Consider the following 24,500-nt stretch of genomic DNA (forward strand, 5'->3'; position numbering starts at 1 on the left):
TATGTCGGAGAATGAAATCATTACGCAGGAAGACCCTCAGATGCAGTTGTTTTCACAACTGATGGAAGGAATATTGAAGAAATTGGAGCGGTATTGCGCTACCGCCCGTCCGATGCTGGGCGGAGAGGTTTACCTCACTGGCGATGAGGTTTGCAGCCAATTACGGCTCAGCACACGCACGCTCCAAGAGTACAGAAACTTAGGAACGCTTCCTTTCTACAAAATCGGAGGGAAGATACTATACAAGCAGAGCGACATACAGACAATGCTTGAAAGGCATTATAATCCAATACCGCAAACAGGTAAGTTATGAGTTAAGTTAAGAAATCAGTCGCGACTTAAGTCAAATGGTCAATTGTGACTTTGGTCAAGAAATTAGTTTCGACCTAAGGTAAAATTAACTTTAGTGAAAAATATGTCAGCTCATAAAGTCAGTAAGTCAAGAGATTAGTCTAAACTTATCTCTTGACTTACTTCTTGAACTTTGAACTCTCGCACCCCAGAAAGGTTACTTTATGGAACATAACAAACTATCTCTTTCTTTATACTGGCAAGGTGTGTCTTTGTACCACAAATTGCCATTTGTACCACAAAGACCCTTGCCCCGAAAGGGGATTAAATCACTCCAAAGTCGTGATTAGAAAGCAATGAAAAAGCAGAAACAAAAGAAGCCAGACGGCAGATGTGCCACCTGCCCACGATGGGACAGATGGCACATTAGGATACCTAATTCCGAAGACCAGCAGAAGCTTATCAGACTCTACCGCAAGTCGGGAGCAAAGACAAAGAGCGACTTTGTCCGAGCAAGGCTTCTTGGTGAAACTTTTAAAGTCATCACGGAAGACCCTTCAAAAGAACCTTACTTAGAGAAACTATCAGAAATCGTTGCCTTGGCTCATAAGATAGGTATTCTGTACAACGAAGCCGTGAAAGTCCTCAATACTTATCATTCTGTCGCCACTGCGCAACAACTGCTCAGCAAACTCGAAACTTATTCCCAACTTCTTATCAGACTGCAACAGCATGCACTGTTTCTGACAAAATCCCTTAAGAATAAACAAGAATGAATACTGATAAATCATAATACCCAATATTCGTGCCGTACTGCGAATGCCCAATCCCTCTTTGGTCAGTTATCAATGTTAGGAAGAAAGGCTTTGTATGTTGTAGACTGTAATAAAACGGTTTTGACAATTCTTAAATCGGTAGCGTTGTTTACCTGTACTACTTTTACCACTTATGACAATATTGGTAGAGTGGCAATGCGGACATTGAAACTCAACTCCCAATCTGGAGCGTAAAGTGCGAAACGTTTTTGTAAGGTCATTTTATCTTTGTTTGGGGTTACAAAAATAGCAAAAGGCAGAGGATTTATCCTCGCCTTTATGCTTATTATGTACGCTCGGCATGAGCATTATCTAACGGGTGGAAGTCCCGAGTAAGCCCTAATAGCGGGAATTACATAGCCAAGAGCAAGGGTGTTCATCGTGAGATGAAATCTGAAGGAAGCTGGCGGCAAACATCTGACCTAACGAACAGAAACTTCATATAAGGCATATAACCATGGATAAGATTGCATAACAAATCAAAGTCCTATAGCTATTCGGAATGGTTGGTGGAGTTTCCTTGAGCTTAGCGAAAAAATGAAGTAGGTATAAGATGGAAAGATAATGTTCTTATCCGAGGAGGTCTCACGGACGTTTCAAATAGTTGTTTTTACGAAAGAAGCGGAGTAAAGCTTGCCGTGAGAAGTCAGCAGACGCCATAGTAGTGGAGTACTCGATAGCGCTCCATGAAGGGCTGAACCTATATATTAAACGATAGTAATTGAAACATACCTTATGAAGGCAAGAATGCAGAAAACATTATCCCAAGTTAATGGCTGTCCCCAAAGAGATAGGTCGGAAACCAAATGGTATGGGGGAGTGCAGACCTTCATGTGGATGTGCGAAGACAACATCGTGGAAGTACCATTTGACAAGGGACACCTCCTCGAGCAAATCCTTAGCCCTGCAAATCTCAACCGAGCCTACAAGGCTGTGATGAGAAACAAGGGATGTGGTGGTATCGACAAGATGTCATGTGAGCAGCTGCATCCATGGCTCTTAACCAATAAGGATGTGCTCATCTGTTCCTTGCTGGACGGCTCTTACCGTCCGAACCCAGTCAAGAGGGTAGAAATACCCAAAGACAACGGCAAGATGCGCCTTTTGGGAATACCTACAGTGGTAGACCGCTTGGTGCAACAAGCCATCAACCAAGTACTGACTCCCATCTATGAGAACCAATTCTCCACGACGAGCTACGGCTTCCGACCGAGAAGAGGATGCCATGACGCACTACGAGGAGCGCAAAGGATAATCAACGAAGGCTACATATATGTAGTAGACCTTGACCTTGAACGCTTCTTCGATACCGTGAGCCATAGCAAACTCATAGAAATCCTCGGTCGTACGATAAAAGACGGCAGAGTGGTCAGTCTTATACACAAATATCTCCGAAGTGGTGTAATGAACAAAGGCTTGTTTGAAGCGAGCGAGGAAGGAACTCCCCAAGGCGGACCGCTAAGTCCATTGTTGAGTAACATCATGCTCAATGAATTGGACAAAGAACTTGAACGCAGAGGGCTTCCCTTTGTACGTTATGCCGACGACTCGATGATATTCTGCAAGTCCAAAAGGGCTGCAATGCGAGTAAAGGAGAGTATAACCCGATTTATAGAGAAAACTCTATATCTCAAAGTCAACAAGGAAAAGACCGTAGTGTCGTATGTGCGCGGAGTGAAATACCTCGGCTACTCCTTTTATGTAATGAACGGCAAATGCCAACTCACGGTACACCCAAAGTCCAAAGCCAAGATGAAGTCAAGGCTAAAAGAACTGACAAGTCGCAGCAACGGATGGGGATATGCCAAGAGAAAGCAAAAGCTGAAAGAATACATAAGAGGTTGGGTAGGTTACTATCACCTTGCCAATATGAAACGTCTCTTACTTGACACAGATGAATGGTTAAGACGTAGAATTCGCATGTGTATATGGAAGGCTTGGAAGAAACCCAAGACAAAAGTGGCAAACCTCATCAAATGCGGTATCAATCAATACAAAGCATACGAATGGGGTAATACTCGCAAGGGTTATTGGCGAATAGCTGATAGTCCTATTTTAACAAGGGCGATAGATAACAATAAACTACGCTCAGCAGGTTATGCCACTTTAATGGGGTCGTATCTCGAATGGCACCCAAAATAGGAACCGCCGTATGCGGAACCGCATGTACGGTGGTGTGAGAGGTCGGTGAACACGAAAGTAGGAGATAAGCACCTATGATTAGTGTTTACCTCCTACTCGATTACTGACATTAATATCAACAGAAACTGTGTTTATTTACAGAGTCCACATTTTGAATTAGCAAGAAGTGCTTTTCCCACTGATCTACCATGCTACTCGAGTTAAACGTCCTTCTACTGGAGGTTCACCATACAGTCCTCTCTGAGAATTAATTTGGTTTTGTAATTGCAATCTTTCTTCCTCTGTCAACAACTTTCCATATTGGTTATAAACATTTTTATCTAGTTCCGTATAGTTGTCCTTGCGAGCAATATATGGAAGATAATGAGAGTTCAAAAATAGCTTATCTTGTGTTGACAGAGTATAGTTAATCGCTATATCAAGCCCAGTCTTAGTTGTTATTGTATTGGAACCGTTCTTTGAAAAGTCCTTAGATGAAGCTAATGTGATGGACGAGGTATCAAAGTTTCCCATAGTAGTATAATTACTTTTTATCTTGTCGAACGCAGACTTACAATTATCTTTTACATTCTCGAGATAAATCTTGACATAATTATCACGATCTGGCCTCTGTTGTTCGTTAAACATACCTGCAGCATTGCAGAAAGCGTGCAAGAAAAAGCGTTTAATCTCATTTGCATCTGCATTTTCAAGCCATGTAGGTACATTGATATATTGTTCACCGCCAACGAGACCATAACTTCCACTACCTTCTCTTCCTGCATCCATACGAACCGCTATGTTTGGTAGTTTTATATGGTATGGCTCAAAAAACTCTTGATCCTCAATAGAATTATAGAAACGCACATTTGTTTGCTCCTCTATTTCATCAATAGCAAGAATTGCACCGTCCTTTATCTTCATCGGCAGCTTTAGCATTTTTACCCTGAGCATGGTCCAATATTGCGCAGGATAAGAGCCCCATATCCCCATAGCTCTTGTTGACGCTGAGATACGGGGGTCGTCAAACACTCCCCAACATGCAGAGATACTAGGAGCAATGATGGATGACCAAGCATCCTTCTGAGGAATCTCTCCATAGGGAGAACCTGTACTCGCCAATAATACTTGCTGTTCTTGACTTAGAGTAGCTACATAAGCTACGTGTTCAACACTTTGAGATTCAACAGTGGGCGTTGCTTCCTCGTTTGAACACGAAGTAATCATTACTCCAGACAATGCTGTCATAATAATGATGATGGCAACATTGATTCGATTGTTTGTACGCATAGTTTTAAATTTATTTATTGTTGTTCATTTGCTCTACATTATGAAGAGCATTATTATACAGTTCAGACGAAATACCCAAAATCTCAGCATCATCTTTTGTAAGGTCAAGATAATATCGACCATTTGCAAAACGAACAAGATTATTCAGCATATTCCCTTTATCTATTTGACTCCGATATATGCTAATACTATCAAGCGGAGATAATCTACTGTCAATGGAAACACCTCTGTCACTGACATTAGGGTAAATATCATCATAACAAGATGTGAAGGAAATTGTCATCATTACCGCCAATAAAAAGAAAATAGATTTTTTCATTGCAATGTTATATTATGAGAGGTTAGAACATCTGAGAAATGAGCCTTCACTGTGTATGAAATTGACAATTTTCCTTGTGAATCAAGATATATATTGCCTTCGAGCTTGTTAGATTGCCTATCATATCTATCAAAGGTCACGTAGCCATCAATTGACGTTGTAAGTAGGTAATATTTACTATAATCAAAAAAAGCAGCAATTCCATTTATTCTTTCTCCGCTATTATTGACCTGACCCAAGAAATGCATGAGATGATAGTCGGTTGTTCTGTCTTCATCGTATTTCTCGTTTTTGGTTAAGAGGTATTCCTTATTTAGTACAGGAAAGTTTTCATTTTGGGGAATAATGAAGGCTCCTACTAATAAAACTTTATTGGTATCATTCCTCAAAGCAAATTGAAATGCAAAGATACTATCATTGACCACTCCCAACCTGTTAGAATTCGGCATAAGAGTGAGTGTGGGTTGGACAGGTAGAAATGCGTCCTGCAAGGAAAAATAATCTCTATAGTTGTCACCATTGATATTAGCTTGACAATAGACAGTCAATGCCCCATCTTTGTCTTGTTTACAACTTGCAAAAATGCTTAATGACAAGACTGCGAATATAATTTTAATCGTAGACATATTCAATGCTTATTTTAATGAAACTGTTACTGGGATAAATTGTATAAACTTGTCTTCGGGATTTAGCAACGCTATTGTATAAAGGCAACTTTTCCCTATTGGAGTATTACTTGTTATAAAATTCATTTCCTCTTGTGGCAGAATGTCTTTAATAGACATTTCTCCACGGGAAACTGGTATTGTATAAGTACTACTAAAGGGACTGTAAACAGTTGCTTTTGTAGAAGTCCATATGGCACTTTGATATTGATCTGGTAACGAAGCATCTCGAGTTAAGTAGATTTTTCCATATTTATAAGAATATGGTGTCCCATCATCTTTATACAGTTTTTGTGCTTTATCCATTAACAATCTATTATTAGAAGCATAAAACACATCCTTAGCTTCACACTTGATATTTTGAATAGGAGACTCATTACCGTTAAGGTCAACGACTTTAAGGTAGACTACGGCATTCTTACCATCTAATGGTACAAACACCGAAGGACTGTTGGTGTCTATCCAATATATATTTTGATTAGGAAACTTTACGCCCCATCTAAATGTTAATATCTCGTTTATTTTATCAATATCATTCTTGTATAATTCACCAAATGATTTTGCTTCTACCAAAAAGCCATTTGGTTCGTGACTTGAAGAGAGAATATAATTTGGCATTCCAACATAGACAGCTTTACTATAAGTGATGCCATTATATCTACATGAAATATAAAAAACGCCATTCTTCAATACAGTCAAGACACCATTCTGATCAATGGTTCCTATAGAGGGGTCTGTAACAGACCATGAAACACCATCAGATATGCCTTTTAGCATGTATTTGGCACCACTATAACCGAATGAGGGACCATCAATGACTTGCGTAATCTGTGACAATATCCAATTTTGAGCTTCTTTTGAGAAAACCATATGCTGTTTGGATGCTTCATTTGACTCCATGAACACATTGCCACCAAAAGCACTTTCTGAAGGACTGGGCATTTTCATAAAAGACTGGGTAGAAGTCGGATTTCTATGAGCCAATGCACTAGATGCAGGAATGAATGGAATTTTTCCAGATACACCATAAGCAGCATAAGCATAGCCTATATAAGGCACAAAGCCACCAACATTGTCACCCTTACTAGTAGAGAGGTAGTTTACAACAGAAGAAGGATATGTATCATACAAAAAATTACTATTATAGTATCCTTCGTATTTGAATACACTTTTCGTAATAGGTATAGTCCACAGGAAATCTTTTTCAAAAGATATTTTTATATTATTAACCCTTTGACCCACAGATGTTCCAGGTAGACATTCAAAAGTTAAATCGGCTGATGTTCTGCCAGGAAGTGCTGTTATTAATCCTAAGATTATATCTTCAAAACTAACGCCTAATGCAATCCCTGTAATAGGTGAAAATGCATCAACCCATGAAAAAGATCCTACATCGCCATTTGCGCTAATATAGCTTTTGGGCACATAGGCTGTGTTATAATCACTATTTGAAATACCAAGCATTTGGAATTGTTTCCCTCTGTCTCCATTTGGGAACCCAAGCTTATCTAATTCCTCCTGCCATTGAATGTGCAAGGAGTTGTTTAGATGTCCTGCAGCATCTATACTATTACAGAGCATCTGTTGAGCTGCTGTAGAAAAAGCCATTTTTTCTCCTAAACTCAACATATCGGAAACATCTACAAACTTGTTTATGAGTTTGTCAATAAGTTTTTTGTCATGTAAAAATTTCCTTATACCATAAAAACCATGTAAAAGTCCCATTGGGACATTTGCACCTAAATGTGGAGAATCATAGCTTACATATGTTCCAACATTGTGTTTCTCACTTTTATTCTCCATGGTTTTAAGTGCATATCTGGCTACTAATCCACCCATACTATGACCTACTAAAAGAGTAGGACTACTATTCTCATCAGACATATTATTTATTGTCTCAATTACCTTGATTAAAGTATAGGCATTTGCTTGGATATATTGTTCTGGGGTATTCCAATCTACATAAATAAAGTCGTAATCGTTATTCTTAACGAAATCATTCCAATCTTTATAGTATGCAGAAACGTATGAAAGACGATTTACCGTATTATTCCTTAACCGCGGGTCAAATCCCTCGACAAAAATAAAAGGCTTAGATATTTTTCCATTCCATCTTTTAGATGGAATTATAGTTACGTCTGCCTTTGTTGAAATTCCTCTATAAGCATCGCCCATTATAGAAAGTTGCATTGGTTGCGTGTATAGTGAAGCTCTAGTTTTGTTCAGATTATTGTCAACAATTACATCCAACCAGGTTGTACTTATACTTGCGTTTCCATCGGAAGCGATAATTTTGATTCTTATTTTATGACGTCCATTTTGTAATTTGGCATTAGCACTAGAATTATACACATCAATAAAACCTTTACCATAATCTACTTCAACTCTTCTAATGCCTGTATTTGTAAGAGCCAAATCTTTGTGATAGTAAAAGGTTATATTATTTGTGTTGCATACATTTTGTAGAATACTTCCTGCGGTTACATTCTTTACCTGAAAAGCTTTGGGATTATTACATTTTACAATTCCATTTGTATAAGTTATACTCCCATCCTTTAAAGCATTAGCTTTTATTTGGGCATAATCATAAGACAATGCACAGATGTTAATCCGCCCATCTTGAGAAGATTTGATTCTATTTTTGTATATTTTATCATACGTTTCAAAGGGATTTCCATATAAGTATGCCGACCTCAATGTTTCTACCAACCCCACATAAGTTTTCAAATCGCACTCTTGTTCAACGTTCTTACCATTAGTGGGACTGAATTTTGACAAACTTTCATACTCTTCTGCATAGTCCAATAAAAAACCCGTCGGTACAATCTTCCTATCGAGCTTACCAAACATCTGATCCAATTGCACTCTAAGGTCAGAGGGATTGCCTTTATTTACAAGACTTTGAGCCCACAAGATAGGAATGTTTAAGAGAATTAGGTAAATGAATGCACAAAAACGAACCCTGATAAGCTTTCGCTCATCATTCAATGACAAATGCTTGTTTACGTGTTTCATATAAAAGTTAACTTTGTGGTTTCTAGTATGTACAAACTTAGTATTTCAAATTGAACCTGCAAACTTTTTGTTGTATATTTATTAATATTTAACGATTCGTATGGCTATTGCTGAATAGTTACATATGGAAATGACAGGAAGAACAAGTGAAGAGAAAGTTGATATGGTATGAAATGTAAGAAACCAACAAAAATAAATGTCTGATTTTCATTGGATGGCACTGTCATATTTATTACCTTTGAAGCTGTAATACAAGGTTCTTTGAAACATTGCAGAATAAAGAAAGGGAAAGAAACTCGCTCGTTTCCAAGTCGTAACCCTTTTACCCTTTATTCATTCTTATTTTATTGGTTATCTGAAAGATACAAATTTATTGAATCTTTTGCGGGCGTAGTCGGTGGCGATAAGCATCTTCGCCTTTTCCTCCGTTTCCGAAAGCGGCAGCCTGCCCAGAAGTGTGGCATCGCCAGTCTTGGCGAACTGCATCAGCTTCTGTATGAAGTCCTCCTGCTCCGGCGTGGGCGGTATGTGGTGCAGTATCTCATTCTTGTTGGGACGGTCCACGCCCACATCCTCCGCCGTGCGGTAGTCCGTGATTTCATTATAGAAGGCGGCAAGCTCCGGCACTTTGATGAAGTAGCGGAAACGCTCCTTCTGCACCACGTTGTTCGTCACGTTGAACTCAAAATCCGTTGTCTTCTTGGCAAATATCGCCGACCACGCATCAAAACATCGAATGTCCTGCCGTTCCAGCTCCTTCGGGCGCAGGTACTTGAACAGCAGGTACAGCTCAGTCAGCGAGTTGCTGATAGTCGTGCCGGAGAGGAAGGTCGCCCCCAAGTCCTTGCCCGTGCGCTCCTGTATGGTGCGGATAGCAAAGAGCATGTTCAGTGCCTTCTGGCTTCCCTCGCTGTTCCCCAATCCCGCCACACGGTCGTGGCGCGTGTTGAACGTCAGATTTTTGAACTGGTGGCTCTCATCTATGAAGATGTGGTCGATGCCCATCTGCTTGAAATCCACCACGTCGTCCGTGCGTGACTTTATGGCATGTTCCACCTTCTCCAGCTTCGCTTCAAGGTTGTGTTTGCGCTTCTCCAGACCTTTCAGCATAGCCCGCGACACGTTCTTTCCCTGCTGCCGCAGCACTTCGAGGTTTTCCTCCACCGTGTCAAGCTCCGCTTGCAGGATGCGCTGCTGCAACTCCGGCGACTGCGGTATCTTGCCGAACTGGTCGTGCGACATAATGACACAATCGTAGTCGTTGTTCTTGATGTTGTTGAAGAAACGCACGCGGTTGGCGGTCGAAAAGTCTTTCTCCGAAGCGTACAGAATCCTCGCGTTGGGATATGCCGCTTGATAGGTGGCGGCAATCTCCGCAACATTGGCTTTCAGCCCGATAATCATCGGCTTGTGCGCCAAGTTCAGACGCTTCATTTCATGCGCGGCGATGCACATTATCAGCGTCTTGCCGGTTCCCACCTCGTGGTCACAAATTCCGCCGCCGTTCTGTTTCAGCATCCAGACGCAATCCATCTGCGAGGGATAGACGCTCCTGATGCCCCGGCTTGCCAGCCCTTTCAGATTGAGGTCGGGAAAAGTCTGATGCGAGCCGTCATACTTCGGGCGCACGAAACAGTTGAACTTGCGGTTATACATCGTCGTCAGCCGCTCCTTGAACTGTGGCGACTGCTCTTCGAGCCATTCGGAGAAGCCGTTTCGTATCTCGTCAATCTTGGCGTTGGCGAGCTGTATTCCCTCGCTGTCGCGCACCTTGATGTCGTTGCCATGCTCGTCCCTGCCGATGGACTTCATCATGTCGGGACAGGTGTTGTGCAGGGCGTGTTTCAGAAGGTGCATGCCGTCATAGTTACGGTAATACCCCTTCACCAGAAACTCGTCCGTGATTTTCATGGTGCGGTAGCCGCACGCCACCGAAAACTCGTCCATGCTTGCAGAGTAGGCGATTTTCACCTCCGTGTCGAACAGCCGGCTCATGTAGGCGGCATAGACACCCGTCGGAATCCAGCGTTCCCCGAAATTGAAATCAAGGTCTTCAAAAGCGATGCGCGGCGGTTCGGCATCTTTCAGAGCCTCCAACGCCTGCTTCACCTCCGGCATACGTTCACTTTCGGGGTTTTCGCCCATCCAAGCCTCTATGCGTTCCGCTTTCTCTATCACGTTTCCGGCAATAAAGCGGTCCTTAATCTCGTAACCGGTTACGAGCGGATTGTAATAGATGCGCCCTTGCAGGGCTGTGAGCAAATCCTCCGCCGTACTGTCGGTTATCTCCCGCATATAGTCGAGATCGACAGTGCCGAACTTGTTGAGCGACGCGGACAGTGCTTCTTCGGGTGAGCCGACGTTGGCATGGCTCTCCACGGAGAAGGAAACGGGACGCTCGAAGATGTCCGCCTTGACAAACTTCCCGTTCTCCGCCCGTTCCAGCGAAAGGATGTCACGCCCGCCCGCGTCCATCATCACTAACTTCACGTTCTGCTTGGCGTTGAGGTTGCCGTAGCGCATGACAAACTCATCGTAACAGGTGTTTAGATGCTCTCGCCACGGGACATTTGCTTCATGCAGGTTCGATTCATAGCGGTACAGCCGCTCGTAGGCGTCACGGAGTAAAACATACTGTAACGCCTTCTCCTTCTGGTAGCCTTTCAGGTCGAGCGGCTGGAATGTCGCCCCGTATGGCGTGATGTCCTTCAGGTAGCCGATGTTATGACGCCCCCTGTCAGCCACCAGCGACCCTTCGCGCAGGTGCATCTCCGGCGTGCGATGGTAGGCACGCGGCGTAAGGTCCGCGACTTCCTCCTTCGGCTTTTCCGGTTCGATGTCGGGAAAAAGGGAAGTAGCCACCGTTTCCGGTGGAGCATCGGTAACAGCAGGTGCGGCGACTGCTTCCGGCTGTGTTTCCTCCTGCCGGGGTTGTTCACGTGGTACTTCCGGCGTGATCGTCGCAACCGTTCTGTTTTCATGTTTTTCATTATGCTGCCTTGCCAGCTCCCGAAGTTCCTTCCTGCGCTCCGGCGTGAGTTCCATCATCATCTCGTAGAAGCCGTTGATGGGAGGATTGGTTTCCCAGTCCAGCTTTGCATAGATGTCGTCCGGGTCGGCAGGCTTGGCGGTGTTCTCCGCTTTCACCTCCTTATTCTCCATAGCGGGTTTTGCAGTTGGAGCTGTCGGTGTAACCGTGACTTTCGGTTTGGGCGGAGTGGACTTTGCCGTAACTGCCTTTTTCACCGTCTTTTTCTTTTTGGAGGTTTTCGGTTGGCTGACCTCTTCCGTCATCCCCCAGAGGTTGAGCAAGGAGAGCTGCACCCCGTCAGAATATTTCGGACGTGGCTCTATCTCCGGTTTTTCCTCAACGGGTTGCGGTTTTTCCGTCGGAGTTTCCACCGTCTGCGCCGAAGATACCGTTTCCAATTTTATAGCAGGACGCTCCGCCTCCTTTTGAACGGTAACCTTTTCTTCCGTTCCCGACTGCCAGATTGTTCCCGAATACAGACGCATGGCGAGCCTGTAATGGAAATCCTCGTTGAGCATCCGGCGCAAGTCCCCGGCGATACCTGCGGTCTTGCCCTCGTGCAGATAAACCATAGCGGGCTTCCCGTAGGGGTCAGTGTCAAGTTTCGACGTCGTATGCACGATGCGTTCCGGGTGGTGGATGAAATAGGCGTTGTCGGTCAGGTCGGTTTTCGTGTCCGTCTGTATCACGGTCATCAGCCGCTCGTCCTGCGACATTTCCTTCTTGCTGAGGTTCTTTTGCAGGACAATCAGGTCGCTGCCCACCTCCGTCCCCGCGTTGTCCGTGAACAGGTTGTTGGGCAGGCGTATCGCGGATACCAGATTGGCCTGACTGAACAGCTCGTTACGCACGGAGGTCTTGGTGCTATTCAATACCCCTTGCGAGGTGATGAACGCCACGATACCGCCGTCACGCACGGCATCCAGTCCTTTGAGAAAGAAATAGTTGTGGATGGTTTTCTGGGCGGAGCGTCTGCCGAAAGAGTCGCTCCGCTGAAACTCCGCGTCGAACACGGCAATGTCACCGAACGGAATGTTGGACACCGCCAAGTCGAAATAATTGTTGAACGGTCTTTCGATTTTCTCAAAACCGCAGGTGCGCATTTTCTGGTCGGGATAGAGATGCCTCAAGATTGTACCCGTGAGCAGATCCTTCTCGAAAGCCATCACATCCGCATTGGGGCTGTGCCGTAGCATGGAATCCACGAACACGCCGACACCTGCCGACGGTTCGAGCATACGGGCGGGGCGGACGCTGTAATCTGCCAGCACGTCCGCGATGGTGTCGGTTATCTCTTTGGGGGTGTAGAAAGCGGTCAGCACGGACGCTTTCAGCGAATCCACAAACCGCTTGTACTCTGTTTCGTCCTTGCTGTTCTCACGGATAAGCCTGTGCAGCTCCACCGTCGGGGCGAACAGTTCGAGGTCGGATTTCGCCCACCGGACGGCATCCGTCAGTTCCTTTGCAGGGTTGAGGATACATTTCAGACCGCCGAAACCGCAGTACCTTTGAAGTATGGCACGCTCTTCGGTTGTCGCTGTCCTGTTTTCCCTGTCAAGGATGAATGCCGTCCGTATCGCCTCGATGTTGTCCCGCAGTTTCTGTTTGCGGTTAAACGCCATATTCGTCTAAGTAAAGGACGGTTGCTCCCGTCAGCTCCGTGTAGAGCAGGTCGTAATCGGAAGACAGGGCGAAATTGTCATCCGAGAGGTCATAGACGGAGAACACGTTGCCGACAAGCGGCAGCAGTTTCAGGACAAAGGCTTCACGCTTCTCTTCCGGCACTTCATCGGCAAACTCGTTTTCCACGACTTCGCGGAGGATGGCGTAACGGGAATAATGCAGCCCGCGCAGCAGCGTGTCCATCGCCAGTTCCTGCGCACCATCGGCGGGATAGCCTTCAAGCCGTGCCCTCTCATACGTTTCGGCGGCACGGTCGGCCCGTTCCCGTATGAAAGCGGTGTCGTCAGCCTGTTCAAACTTGTTCGTGCGGAGATAGTCCAGCAGGTACAGACCGTAATAGGAAAAGTCGGTCTGACCCTCGTTTTTCTTCTTGTTGTTCATTACTTTGGATTTAGCGGATTGATAATTAACGGGATAATCGGTTGGAAAAAGGAAGAAAAAGGCACTCGGTATCCCTCCGAGTGCCACCACTAAATCCAAAGTATGAGTGTAATCCGGTATCGAAGAACAATTCATTACTCTGAACAAGTGGCAAAGTTAATACTATTTCTTCCGTCCTGAAAATTTCTTGCCCTTTTTAGCCTCCGGGAACACAAAAGTCGTGTTATATTCCCCGTCAAAGGCGACAACAGCATCGAAACTCTTGCCCTGTTTGCTCTTGAACCCTTTGAGCAGCTTGGTATGCCCTTCGGTGAGCAGGTCTTTGATTTCATCGTCGGACAGGGTGCGTCCCGCTTTCAGCCGGAACACGGGCAGTCCGCACTCCGTGTTGTCGCAGCGTACCACCTTGCCGTAGAACCGCATCCTGCCCGTGCCACACTTGGGACACGCGCAGCCGGAGTCACGGCTGCCGAAGAGCTTGTCGCACGAGAGCAGTTCGGAGGTTATCTCACGTGTGTACGCCTCTATCTCCTTGCGGAAGGTGTCGGCGGACAGTTCCCCGCGCTCGATACGCGCCAGCTCCTTTTCCCATTCGCCCGTCATGGCAACATCGGCGATGCGCATCGTCTTGACGACGGAATTGAGGGCAAGTCCTTTTTCGGTGGGAACAAGCGACTTCTTGCAGCGTTCCATGTAACCGCGCTTGAAAAGCGTTTCGATGATGGAGGCGCGTGTGGCGGGAGTACCGATGCCACAGTCCTTCATCGCCTGCCGCAGTGCGTCGTCCTCAATTTCCTTGCCCGCCGTTTCCATTGCCGAGAGCAGGGTGGCTTCGGTATGCAGCGGCTTGGGTTTGGTCTTTCCTTCGGTAATGGACGAGCCTTTCGGTGTCAGCGTGTCGCCTTCCTGCCAGCCGGGGATGGTAATTTCCTCTTTTTCCTCGCCATAGACGGCACGCCATCCGGTTTGCTTCACGACGCTGCCTTTTACGGTAAACTCCACTCCGGCACATTCCGCCGTGACAGTGGTCACATCCTTGACGCATTTCTCAGAGAATGCCTCGACCATGCGCCCGGCAATCATCTGATAGATGGTATTGTCCTCTTTGGAGAGGAAGAGCGGTTTCTCACCCGTGACGAGCAGGGCATGGTGGTCTGTCACCTTGCCGTCGTCCACGCTGCGGCGTGTCGGGGCGGCTTTTGCCCGCACCTTGTCTTTCCATTCGGGCTGTGTGCCGATGAAAGCGAGCAGTTTGGGAATTTCGGCAAACACGTCTTCGGGGATGTAGCGGCTTCCCGTTCTCGGATAGGTTATCAACTTCTTTTCGTAGAGTTTCTGCGCGATTTCAAGCGTCTGTTCCGCCGTGAAGCCGTGCTTGGCGTTGGCTTCTTTCTGGAGCGTGGTCAGGTCGTAGAGCAAGGGAGTTTCCTCCGTCTTCTCCTTGCGCTCGGCTTTCGTGACAGTGGCGCAACCTGCCGCCTTTACCTTATTATATAGTTCCATCGCCGGTTCTTTCTCTTTCCATTTCTCGGAGGATGAGAATTTCACGACTTCGCCGTCGCAACCGTCCGTTGCGATATGGAGCAGCCAGAATGCTTCGGACGTAAAGCGGCGGTTCTCCCAGTAGCGTTCACATACCATAGCCAACGTTGGTGTCTGCACCCGCCCCACGGAATACGTGCCGTGTCCGGCGGCGATGGATAACGCCTGTGTGCCGTTGATGCCCACGAGCCAGTCGGATTCGCTCCGCGCTTTGGCGGCGAGGTAGAGGTTGTCGTATTTGCTGCCGTCTTCGAGTTTCCGCAGTCCCTCACGGATAGCTTTGTCGGTGAGAGAGCTGATCCACAGGCGCACGAAAGGAGTGGTGCAACCCGTATAGTGGTAGAGGTAGCGGAAGATAAGCTCTCCCTCGCGTCCGGCATCGGTCGCCACGATGATATGTTCGCTTGTGTCGAACAGTCTTTTGATGACTTTTATCTGCGACACCACGCCGCTGTCGGGCTTGTAACCTTTCTCCGTCCTGACCTGACGGGGGACGAGCGTGAATGTGTCGGGAATAATCGGGAGGTTGTCACGGACAAATCCGCGCACGCCGTAGCCGTCGGGCATGGCAAGCTGAACGAGGTGTCCGAATGCCCATGTCACGGCATAGCCGCCTCCCTCGAAATATCCTTCCTCTCTCTTTGTCGCGCCCACGATGCGGGCGATTTCACGTGCCACGGAGGGCTTTTCTGCAATGATTGTCTTCATGTTTTCTTGCTTTTTTGTTGATACTTTGGATTTTATTTTGGATTCAGTGGCGGACACGGGATTACATTTTCATGCCTTTGTTGTTCTTCTTTTTCGGCTTCTCCTGCTGCTGTTGCTGGCGGTCGTCCTTCGGGGCGGTCTGACCTTTCTGCAAAGGCTCTTTCAGGTTCTTTGTCGCCTCGTTGGTTTTGCCCTCGTTGTTCACCGCCACCTGTGTGCGGCTCTCGTTGGACGGGGCGACCTGCTGGGCGTTGTCGGGGTTCGTTTCGTAGCGGTACGGGCGGCCCTTCTCCGGGTTGAACTTGATATACATCGTGGCATGGAAGCCCTGCTTGTCGGTCACGTTCTCCAGTTTCACGGCTTTACCCGCCACGTAGTCGGCTTTCTGCTTGTCGGTGAAGTTCACGCCGCTCCATTTGCTGATGGGGCGGATGCTGCCGTCCTCGTTCATCCACGTGTTGCGGCGTTGCTCCTTCTTGGTCTGTGCGGCATTTTCCCCGCCTTGCGCCTGACTTTTCGAGGTGTCACCTTTGGCTTCCTGCGTCTGTGCGGTACGGGGCGACCTTCCGGTTCCCGGCACGAACTCCACGCCGCGCTGCTCCACGTTCACTTGAAGGGTGGTGACGAACTTCCTGCCGTCGTTGCGCTCGATGAGCTTGTCGCGCACGGGCAGTCCGGCGCGGAGCATGTCCTGCTCCTGTTTGGTGATTTCCGTCTTGCCGATGCGCTCCGGGATGCGCACCTTGTTTGCCGGAATGTCCGTGATTTCATTCGTCTTGCGGTCGATGCTGATGTAGGAGGGGATGATTTCGCCCGTTTCCCTGTCCTCAATGTCCACGACCCTGCCGAGGTTGCCCGTTTCGCGCAGGTTCTTCCGGTCATCGTCGGAGAATTTGTGTTCCTTGTACTCATCTAACTTCTGCTCCTTGCGGATGAAGTGCGGCACGAGGCTGACATTTCCCTCACCGTCCTTCTTGAAGGAGAGGCGGGCGTCCAGCTCGAATGATTCGCCGCCGAAGGTGGGCTTGACCTTTACCAAGTCGGACTTGCCGTAGTGGAGCATCTTCGTAAGGTCTCCGGACTTTTCAAGGTCGTCACGCTTCACGCCCCATCTGTCCTCCAGCTCCTGCCAGTTGATTTTGCTCTCGTTGATGGGTTGGTAGCCCTGTCTGCCCTGCGTCTGTTGCGGGCTTTCCTGCTGTTCTTTCTGTTGTTCCATGTTTTCCTGTTTTTGAGGTTCTTGTTTCTCTGTCTTTTGTGCCGCCATCTCTTCCTGCACCTGCTGTTGATAAGGGAAGGTGTCGATTTTGTGCGGTGCAAGGATTTGTTTGTTCTGGTACGGATGCTGAAGCAGGTCTTTCATCACGCCAAGCATGGAATCCACTTGGTCTGCCGCGATGCGGTAGAAACCGAAGCGGCTGGGTTCCTTGCACTGCCGGAAGAAGTTCTTGAAGAAGTTGTCCAGCACGTCGCCTTGTCGGTCGAATTGCAGGAAACTCTGCGCGTTCTCAGCTTTCGCAGGGGTACGCTTGGGTGTGCCGTCTGCATTCAGCCCGGCTACCACGCTGATCTCGCCCGTCTTCTCATCACGGACTACCAGCACGTCCTTTTCGTCTTTTTTCTTTGCCATTTGAAAAATGTTTTAATGGGTTATTTATGAAAGAAATTATGGATACGAGCCTTGTAGAAGGCTATATCTTCTTTTTTGAAGTCCTTGATATGGTTGGAAAGGAATGTCAGCACATCCTCCTCGCTGTAATAGGTTTTCTTGCCCAGTGTCTTGTAGGGCAATGCGCCGACACTGCGGTAGCGTTGCAGTGTGCGCTTGCTTATCTGGAGCAGCATGCACAAATCCTGATTGTCGAAAAGGCGGATGCTTTCCGTGATAGTAGGCTGTTTCCCCTCAGCCTTCATCGCCAGCAGCAGTTCGTCCTGACGGTCGAGCCGTTCCATCAGCTTCTGCATCCAGCCCTCGAAGTTGTTTCGTGTGAGCAGTTCCATGACCTATGTCCTCCTTCCTTTTGGTTTGCCGCCAGTGCGCAGCGTGTGGTTGCGTTTCAATTCCTGCGGTGTCGCCGCGTCCTCGTTGACGGCACACGCTTCAAGCAGGCGGTCTATTTCCGACTGCCGGTAGCGGCATTTACCGCGAAGCACGACATAACCGATGCGTTGCTCGCTGCGCATACGCTGGAGGGTGCGGGTACTCACGTTAAGCAGGTGCGCCGCCTCGCGTGTGGTGAGCAACCTGTCGGGCGATGCCGCTTTCTTGTCGCCGGAGGCGGCACGGACGTGTGCCGCAATCTCCGCTATCTGTTCCGTCAATGACCGGAAGGCGGAACTTTCCATCGTTATCACTTTCATATTCAGTCCTTTCTTTTTGTTTCTGCAGCAAAAATCGGCAATAAACAAAAGGGGCTTTAACAACTCACTACGTGACTCACGTAAGATTTTTACGGAAGATGGCTCCGTAACCCGGTCAAACGGCGCAACAGGCAGCCTTTCAGCGGAAAACGGCACGTGTTCAGGACCGTACCGTTACCTTTGCGGGCAAACCGATAATTGCATGAATATGGAAATAGTATCTATCGAGAAAAAGACTTTCGAGATGATGGTGGCGGCATTCGGCGCACTCTCGGAGAAGGTCGCCGCCCTGAGGCGCAAAAGCGACACGAGGCGCATGGAAAGATGGCTCACGGGCGAGGAAGTCTGTAGGCAGTTGAGAATAAGTTCGCGCACGTTGCAGACGCTGCGCGACAGGCGGCTTATCGGCTACTCGCAGATAAACCGCAGGTTTTATTACAAGCCGGAGGAGGTGAAGCGGCTGATACCGCTTATCGGCACGCTCTATCCGCACGGCAGATGATTTGATTTATTCACCCACTGAATCCGAAGTTATGATGAACGAGAACAACGATGTTTTTACGATGGAAGACGAGCCGATAGCCTCTGTGGTGCAGGATATGCGCAAAGGCTCGAAATGGCTGTCCGCCTTTCTGGAAAGTTACCGTCCTCTGCTGGACGGGGAACGTTACCTGACGGACGGCGAGGTGGCGGAACTGCTCCGCGTAAGCCGACGCACATTGCAGGAATACCGCAACAACCGCGTGTTGCCCTTCATACTTTTGGGAGGGAAGGTGCTTTACCCGGAAACGGGGCTGCGTGAAGTGCTGGAAGCAAATTACCGCAAGCCGCTGGAGTGAGCGCGGTTGGCAAGAAAAAAGGAAACGGGCGACACTTTTTGTGGTGCTGCCCGTTTCCTTGTCTTATGTGGTATGCGCAATCAGCAGTACCCGGCTTTTCCGTTCTGTATGAACATCACGTATGCCTGCCGTTTCTCTTTGGCGAGAGCTTTTCCCACCAGCCATGTGCGGAACAGGTGGGTGTTGTAGGTGTTCAGCCGGAAGGCGACGGGGATGATGATTTCAAGCGCGTACACATCTGCGTACAGTCCGTTTTCAAGTTGCATGTAGCGGCACACCTCGTAGTCGTTAAGCACGTCCGACTTGCGGATGGCTTTGATGGCGGCGTTCACTGCCGGGACGGTCGTATGGAACAGTCCGGCGATTTCGGTGGCGGTCATCCACACGTCGTTACCGGTTACGCTGACCGCCTTGTCCTCTATGATGATTATGTCACGTTTCATGGCTTCTCTTTTTTAGATGGTGCAACCTGCAAATTCCTCAACACTGTTCAACCTTGCGGCAAGGTTCTTCATGTCCTGATTGAGTTTTTCTTTGGTTATCTTCGCGTAAATCTGCGTCGTCTTTATGCTCTTGTGTCCGAGCATGGAGCTGACGGTTTCGATAGGTACGCCATTAGAGAGAAATACCGTCGTGGCTGCCGTGTGGCGGCTCTGATGCCACGTGATATGCTTGGTGATGCCGCAACGCTTGGCGACGGCACGGATACCGGCAAGGCACGTGTTATAATGCGGGACGGGGAATATCTTGCCGTTCTCGCACAGCCCACGGTATTTGCCGATTATGCGGTTGGCGATGTCAAGCAGGCGGATGTTGGACACCACGCCCGTTTTCTGGCGGTTGATGTTTATCCACTCGTGTTCGTCGAAGTAGGTGCGGATATTCTCTTCCGTGAGGTTGCGCATATCCGAGAACGACAACCCGGTGAAAGCGCAGAACAGGTAGAGGTCACGGTACAGTTCCTGTTTGGCGTTTTTCAGTTTCCCGTCCATCAGCAGGCGTATTTCCTCTTTGGTCAGAAAACTGCGTGTTGTTTCCTCCTTCTTGATTTCATACTCGCGGAACGGGTCGCGTGTCAGCCACTCGTTGTTGATGGCGATGAACACCATCGTCCGTAGCGGGCAGACGTACAGCCACACGGTATTGGTGCAGCAGTGTTTGTCCGTGCGCAGGAACATCTCGAAGTCGGAGATGAAAGCGGGGGTAAGCTCTTTCAGTGCGATGTCCTTCACATGGTAGCGGATGTCGAGGAACTCTTGCAGGTGCTTGTAAACGATACGGTACTTTTCCAGTGTACCTTTTGCTTTCATGCCTGCTTCCACCTGTTTCTCATAGTCCTCATTGTGACGACGGTACACCTGCATCAGCGTGTGGTAGCGGTGTTCCAGTCCGAGAAAAGCGTTCTTCACCTTCTCAGCCGTGACGAAGTTGTCACGTTCCATGATTTCCTGATAGTGCCTATTGATGCGCACCCGCATCTTGTCAAGCATACGGTTCGTTTCGAGTGCCGCCGCGCTTCTGCCTGTGACACGTCCACCTTTGGTGTCCCACAGTTTCGGATCGACTGTCAGCTTGCAGCTGAACTGCGTCTGGCTGCCGTCCACCGTGATGCGTCCCATGACGGGTACTGTCCCGTCCTTTTTCACTACCTGACGCTTGAGGTAATAGATTACTGAAAATGTACTCTTCATCGTCCTTAATTTTTTGGTTTCAAAATTAGTTGGTGAAGAGTCCGGTGTCGGTACGCAAAACGGGGAGGAACGGAGCAATCTTTTTCCGTAACCGAAATTTTTGCGTGAGTTATCGGTAACTCACTATTCCTTAACGTATTGTTTCGCTATCCGTACCCGTTTGTCGCATTTTCGGGCATGGTTACGAACAAGTAACGTTGCGGCGTCAGGATTTGGCTTCGGCAGGGATTGTAATGGCTTCACGAATTATCGCCACTTCAACTAAAACCCTTGTAACTCAATTCTATCACTATAACTTTCCGCATTTCACTTTTTTGTAGTAACTTTGTGGCAATAAATAACTTGTTTTTATGCATATTGAGAGGAATACAGGACTGGTGTTGGAAGGTGGCGGCATGCGTGGCGTGTTTACCAGTGGTGTTCTGGATGCTTTCATGAAGCATGGTGTATATTTCCGTTATGTCGTCGCCGTGTCGGCCGGTGCGTGTAACGGCATGTCGTACATCAGCAGGCAACCGCGCAGGGCGCGCTTGTCTAACATCGACTTTTTGACTCAATATGGTTACATTGGTTGGCGACATTTACTCAGACAGGGTTGCATCTTTGATCAAGAATTGTTGTACGATAAATTTCCAAACGAATACCTGCCATTCGATTTCGATACGTTTTTTCAGTGGTCAGCGACCTTCGAAATGGTGACTACCAACTGTCTGACGGGACAAGCGGAATACCTCACGGAGTCGAAAGACCGGCAACGTTCGCTGGACATTGTGCGCGCTTCGAGCAGTTTGCCGTATGTTAGCAAGATTGTGATGGTAGACGGCATCCCCATGCTCGATGGCGGCATCGTCGACTCTATTCCTGTGATGCGGGCCATAGAGACGGGGCATCCGCAGAACGTGGTGATTTTGACGCGCAACAAAGGCTACCGCAGTAAGGAACGCGACCGTAAGATACCTCCTTTTGTTTATAAGAAATATCCCCGTCTGCGCGTGGCCTTGAGCCGCCGAGTGGCCGCTTACAACGAGCAACTGGAACTGGTGGAGCGGCTCGAGGAGTTGGGGAAGGTTGTGTGTATCAGGCCCCAAAGACCCATGGAGGTGGGACGAATGGAGAAAGATATCGGCCGGCTGGAGCGGTTGTATCAAGAGGGCTTCATGCTGGGCAATGCCTTCTGCGAAACCCTATTATGATGCTTTTCTATACCGACTATCGCTTAAGGACGATGGTGACCTCGGTAGATTGATTTGATTTGCTGTGGCTTCGAATCGCAAACTCATAGACTTTGGCGTCCAATCTCATTGACATTGCCGTGTAAAAGCATTGAGTTTGGCACCCAAAGTCAATGGTTTTGCTGGGAATGTCGCATCTTGTTGATAAACAATATCTTATGCTGTTGCTTCAAGATGCTGTTCGTGTGTCGTTTCTTCTTGGATGATGTATTTAGGTGAGGGACCGTACTTGTTGGGCTGGGGTTTCCCATCCAGCAAGCAAAGCACGAACGTTACCAGACCGGTGACCATGACAACGATTAGCGAGATGATGAAGATGGGGTCGGTGAACATGCCCATGCTGGCTTCTGGATTGGCATTGACACTCATCAATTCTTCGCCAATGCCTGTTCCATAAATATACAGTGTGTAAACAACTGTTGATGCATAGTTTGCGTAAACCCACCATTTGCTGGCACCACGGTCTTGCAATCGGCGCACGGTAATGGCAAGGGCAAGTGATAAGACAGCAAGGTCACAGATGGCGGCAGCCAGTAGTGGCAGGAAAGCCTTACAGATATTGGTTAGGATGAAATAGCATACCATGTAGGCTAACATAAACCACCAGAAGTCTGAACGACGTGTGCGGCCATGGAAGTCGAAAAGTCGGTTGCATCCTTTTCTTACAGCTTCCGGAAATGAGGGTTGTGGTTTCTCAATAAATTTAGTCATAGGTTTTAAAGATAATATAGTTTTAATAGTTTGTCAATCATGTATTTGAGGATTGTGGGGCGTGTCTTCCAGCAGGTCGGGGCGCAGCCTGCGGGTGCGTTCCAGGGCCTGTTCCATTTCCCAGTTCTTGATTTTTGCCTCGTTGCCACTGAGCAATATCTCGGGAACCTTCCATCCTTTGTAGTCGGCCGGGCGTGTGTAGATGGGGGCGGAGAGCATGTTGTCTTGGAACGAGTCGCTCAGTGCGCTCTGCTCATCGCTGATTACTCCTGGGACAAGGCGTATGATGGCATCGGCCATCACAGCCGCAGCCAGCTCGCCACCCGTTAAGACGTAGTCGCCAATGCTAATCTCGCGAGTGATTAGATGGTCGCGAATGCGCTGGTCTATGCCTTTGTAGTGGCCGCAAAGAATGATGATGTTGCCCTTCATGGATAGGTCGTTGGCCACCTGTTGGTTGAATTGTTCACCGTCGGGCGACGTGAAAATCACCTCATCGTATTCCCTTTCGGCTTTCAAGGCGGTGATACAGCGGTCAATAGGCTCGCACTGCATCACCATACCGGCAAAGCCTCCGTACGGATAGTCGTCCACGCGTCGCCACTTGTCGGTGGTGTAATCGCGCAAATGGTGTAGGTGTATCTCGGCTAATCCCTTCTTTTGTGCTCGCAATAGAATGGATTCGTTGACGAATCCCTCGAGCATTTCGGGCAAAACTGTAATGATGTCTATTCGCATATTGTGACAAAAGTAAGAAAAAAGCGTTAATGTTAATGACACTAATTCCTTAAATAATGTGAAATAAGTGAATGATAGAAAGATTGAAAAGACGTGAAAAATGTTTTTTCTTCATGTGTTCCATGCGTGCGAACAACCCTTGATTGATGGGATGGAATGGTGCACAGAGGTAATCGTTTGCAGGTGTATTTGCAAACAAATGCTATGATTTGTGAAAAAATAGGGCATGAAACTCCATCGGTTTTCGTAACTTTGCGGCCGACAATATATCACAAAACACGATTTTATCGATATGAAAACAAAAATCATCACCATGCTTTTGGCGGGTCTAAGCCTGTCGGCAGTAGCGCAAAACGTACAGTTTCATTACGATTTAGGCCACAACATCTACAGCGAGTTGAGTGGGCGTCCGTCGGTAACAACAACCGTGGAAATGTTCAAAGCAGACAAGTGGGGAAGTACTTACATGTTCACTGACCTCGACTACCAGCGTGATGGCGTGGCTGGTGCTTATTGGGAGATATCCCGTGAGTTCAATCTGACGCCCAACAAGCAATGGGCCGCACACGTTGAGTATAACGGTGGACTGTCTTCTAATGAGAAAACTTGGAACGCAACCCGCTTTCAACATGCTGCATTGCTGGGTGGTGCGTGGAATTGGCACAACGACAATTTCTCTAAAACCTTCTCGGTGCAATTGTTGTATAAGCAGTTTTTCAAGAGTAGGCACATGGGTGCGAAGGCTTTCAGCAGTGTGCAACTCACGGAAGTGTGGGGTGTTAACTTCGCCAATAACCTGATGTCGTTCAGCGGATTTTGTGATCTTTGGTACAATTCGAATGTAAACGGTAATTTCATCTTTTTGTCTGAACCTCAGTTGTGGGTCAACCTTAATGCCATCAAGGGTTGGGAAGGGGTTAACCTGAGCATCGGTTCAGAAGTGGAACTCAGCAATAATTTCGTTTGGAATGACCATGGAAAGAACAATAAGTTTTACGCCATTCCAACTTTAGCTGCAAAGTGGACGTTCTAATTGACATCCATTATCCCGCAACATGCGTCCTGTT

At 47.7% G+C, this 24,500-nt stretch carries 21 protein-coding genes and 1 pseudogene; 7 read left to right on the forward strand and 15 right to left on the reverse strand.

Annotation, left to right across the window (positions count from 1 at the left end; all coding sequences use genetic code 11):
* Nucleotide 1: 1 nt before the first annotated feature.
* Both HMPREF0650_RS03690 and HMPREF0650_RS03695 read left to right on the forward strand, forming a co-directional pair.
* Complete coding sequence (locus HMPREF0650_RS03690) at nucleotides 2–313, forward strand: helix-turn-helix domain-containing protein (RefSeq protein WP_004348462.1); 312 nt, start codon at nucleotides 2–4, stop codon at nucleotides 311–313.
* Nucleotides 314–647: 334 nt separating this feature from the next.
* Nucleotides 648–1,067 carry a plasmid mobilization protein gene (locus tag HMPREF0650_RS03695; RefSeq protein ID WP_007173255.1) on the forward strand — a complete coding sequence of 140 codons (420 nt, stop codon included), beginning with the start codon at nucleotides 648–650 and terminating at the stop codon, nucleotides 1,065–1,067.
* Nucleotides 1,068–1,142: 75 nt separating this feature from the next.
* On the opposite strand, the gene HMPREF0650_RS13705 is transcribed toward HMPREF0650_RS03695, so the two are convergent.
* The gene (locus HMPREF0650_RS13705; RefSeq protein WP_081411464.1) at nucleotides 1,143–1,289 is read right to left on the reverse strand and encodes an IS1/IS1595 family N-terminal zinc-binding domain-containing protein; all 147 of its coding nucleotides are present in this window, start codon (nucleotides 1,287–1,289) and stop codon (nucleotides 1,143–1,145) included.
* A gap of 552 nt (nucleotides 1,290–1,841) precedes the next feature.
* Between HMPREF0650_RS13705 and ltrA the strand changes: the two genes are divergently transcribed.
* Nucleotides 1,842–3,248: a group II intron reverse transcriptase/maturase gene (gene ltrA, locus HMPREF0650_RS03700; protein WP_004348467.1), complete on the forward strand. Its 1,407-nt coding sequence runs from the start codon at nucleotides 1,842–1,844 to the stop codon at nucleotides 3,246–3,248.
* Between the two features lie 183 nt (nucleotides 3,249–3,431).
* On the opposite strand, the gene HMPREF0650_RS03705 is transcribed toward ltrA, so the two are convergent.
* The 10 genes and pseudogenes from HMPREF0650_RS03705 to HMPREF0650_RS03750 all read right to left on the reverse strand — a co-directional run bounded on the left by HMPREF0650_RS03705 (nucleotide 3,432) and on the right by HMPREF0650_RS03750 (nucleotide 18,222).
* Complete coding sequence (locus HMPREF0650_RS03705) at nucleotides 3,432–4,517, reverse strand: M12 family metallopeptidase (RefSeq protein WP_004348468.1); 1,086 nt, start codon at nucleotides 4,515–4,517, stop codon at nucleotides 3,432–3,434.
* A gap of 10 nt (nucleotides 4,518–4,527) precedes the next feature.
* Nucleotides 4,528–4,836, reverse strand: coding sequence for a hypothetical protein (locus HMPREF0650_RS03710; protein WP_007173257.1), 309 nt, complete (start codon nucleotides 4,834–4,836; stop codon nucleotides 4,528–4,530).
* On the reverse strand, nucleotides 4,833–5,462 hold the full coding sequence (locus HMPREF0650_RS03715; protein ID WP_004348469.1) for a hypothetical protein: 630 nt from the start codon (nucleotides 5,460–5,462) through the stop codon (nucleotides 4,833–4,835). The genes HMPREF0650_RS03710 and HMPREF0650_RS03715 overlap by 4 nt, the downstream gene beginning before the upstream one ends.
* A 9-nt stretch (nucleotides 5,463–5,471) precedes the next feature.
* A complete protein-coding gene (locus HMPREF0650_RS03720; protein WP_004348470.1) occupies nucleotides 5,472–8,516 on the reverse strand; it encodes an esterase/lipase family protein in 3,045 nt (1,014 codons plus the stop codon).
* A 381-nt stretch (nucleotides 8,517–8,897) separates the two neighbouring features.
* Nucleotides 8,898–13,169, reverse strand: a pseudogene (locus HMPREF0650_RS03725) (helicase-like domain-containing protein); the annotation flags it as partial.
* Entirely contained in the window at nucleotides 13,159–13,746 is a 588-nt protein-coding gene (locus HMPREF0650_RS03730) for a DUF1896 domain-containing protein (RefSeq protein ID WP_004291461.1), read from the reverse strand. The gene HMPREF0650_RS03730 and the pseudogene HMPREF0650_RS03725, both read right to left, overlap by 11 nt.
* Before the next feature lie 27 nt (nucleotides 13,747–13,773).
* Complete coding sequence (locus HMPREF0650_RS03735) at nucleotides 13,774–15,861, reverse strand: type IA DNA topoisomerase (protein WP_005790822.1); 2,088 nt, start codon at nucleotides 15,859–15,861, stop codon at nucleotides 13,774–13,776.
* A 61-nt stretch (nucleotides 15,862–15,922) separates the two neighbouring features.
* Nucleotides 15,923–17,491, reverse strand: coding sequence for a DUF3945 domain-containing protein (locus HMPREF0650_RS03740; protein WP_004348473.1), 1,569 nt, complete (start codon nucleotides 17,489–17,491; stop codon nucleotides 15,923–15,925).
* Nucleotides 17,492–17,511: 20 nt separating this feature from the next.
* Nucleotides 17,512–17,862 (reverse strand): helix-turn-helix domain-containing protein, encoded by a 351-nt coding sequence (locus tag HMPREF0650_RS03745; protein ID WP_004291454.1) that lies wholly within the window; start codon nucleotides 17,860–17,862, stop codon nucleotides 17,512–17,514.
* Nucleotides 17,863–17,865: 3 nt separating this feature from the next.
* A complete protein-coding gene (locus HMPREF0650_RS03750; RefSeq protein WP_002561004.1) occupies nucleotides 17,866–18,222 on the reverse strand; it encodes a helix-turn-helix domain-containing protein in 357 nt (118 codons plus the stop codon).
* A 202-nt stretch (nucleotides 18,223–18,424) separates the two neighbouring features.
* Between HMPREF0650_RS03750 and HMPREF0650_RS03755 the strand changes: the two genes are divergently transcribed.
* Entirely contained in the window at nucleotides 18,425–18,724 is a 300-nt protein-coding gene (locus HMPREF0650_RS03755) for a helix-turn-helix domain-containing protein (protein WP_004348475.1), read from the forward strand.
* A 31-nt stretch (nucleotides 18,725–18,755) separates the two neighbouring features.
* On the forward strand, nucleotides 18,756–19,061 hold the full coding sequence (locus HMPREF0650_RS03760) for a helix-turn-helix domain-containing protein (protein ID WP_004348476.1): 306 nt from the start codon (nucleotides 18,756–18,758) through the stop codon (nucleotides 19,059–19,061).
* Between the two features lie 80 nt (nucleotides 19,062–19,141).
* On the opposite strand, the gene HMPREF0650_RS03765 is transcribed toward HMPREF0650_RS03760, so the two are convergent.
* Together HMPREF0650_RS03765 and HMPREF0650_RS03770 are read right to left on the reverse strand one after the other, a co-directional pair.
* On the reverse strand, nucleotides 19,142–19,504 hold the full coding sequence (locus HMPREF0650_RS03765; protein WP_004348477.1) for a hypothetical protein: 363 nt from the start codon (nucleotides 19,502–19,504) through the stop codon (nucleotides 19,142–19,144).
* A gap of 12 nt (nucleotides 19,505–19,516) precedes the next feature.
* A complete protein-coding gene (locus HMPREF0650_RS03770) occupies nucleotides 19,517–20,752 on the reverse strand; it encodes a site-specific integrase (protein ID WP_004348478.1) in 1,236 nt (411 codons plus the stop codon).
* A 350-nt stretch (nucleotides 20,753–21,102) separates the two neighbouring features.
* Between HMPREF0650_RS03770 and HMPREF0650_RS03775 the strand changes: the two genes are divergently transcribed.
* Nucleotides 21,103–21,945 (forward strand): patatin-like phospholipase family protein, encoded by an 843-nt coding sequence (locus HMPREF0650_RS03775; protein ID WP_004348479.1) that lies wholly within the window; start codon nucleotides 21,103–21,105, stop codon nucleotides 21,943–21,945.
* 195 nt (nucleotides 21,946–22,140) lie between these two features.
* Here HMPREF0650_RS03775 and HMPREF0650_RS03780 read toward each other — a convergent pair whose 3' ends face one another.
* Nucleotides 22,141–22,695 (reverse strand): DUF805 domain-containing protein, encoded by a 555-nt coding sequence (locus HMPREF0650_RS03780; RefSeq protein ID WP_004348480.1) that lies wholly within the window; start codon nucleotides 22,693–22,695, stop codon nucleotides 22,141–22,143.
* A 33-nt stretch (nucleotides 22,696–22,728) separates the two neighbouring features.
* Entirely contained in the window at nucleotides 22,729–23,433 is a 705-nt protein-coding gene (gene trmD / locus HMPREF0650_RS03785; RefSeq protein WP_004348481.1) for a tRNA (guanosine(37)-N1)-methyltransferase TrmD, read from the reverse strand.
* A gap of 292 nt (nucleotides 23,434–23,725) precedes the next feature.
* Between trmD and HMPREF0650_RS03790 the strand changes: the two genes are divergently transcribed.
* Nucleotides 23,726–24,466, forward strand: a complete 741-nt coding sequence (locus HMPREF0650_RS03790) for a nucleoside-specific channel-forming Tsx family protein (protein WP_004348482.1) — start codon at nucleotides 23,726–23,728, stop codon at nucleotides 24,464–24,466.
* Nucleotides 24,467–24,500: the final 34 nt, after the last annotated feature.

This window comes from Hoylesella buccalis ATCC 35310, assembly GCF_000177075.1.
Lineage (GTDB): Bacteria > Bacteroidota > Bacteroidia > Bacteroidales > Bacteroidaceae > Prevotella > Prevotella buccalis.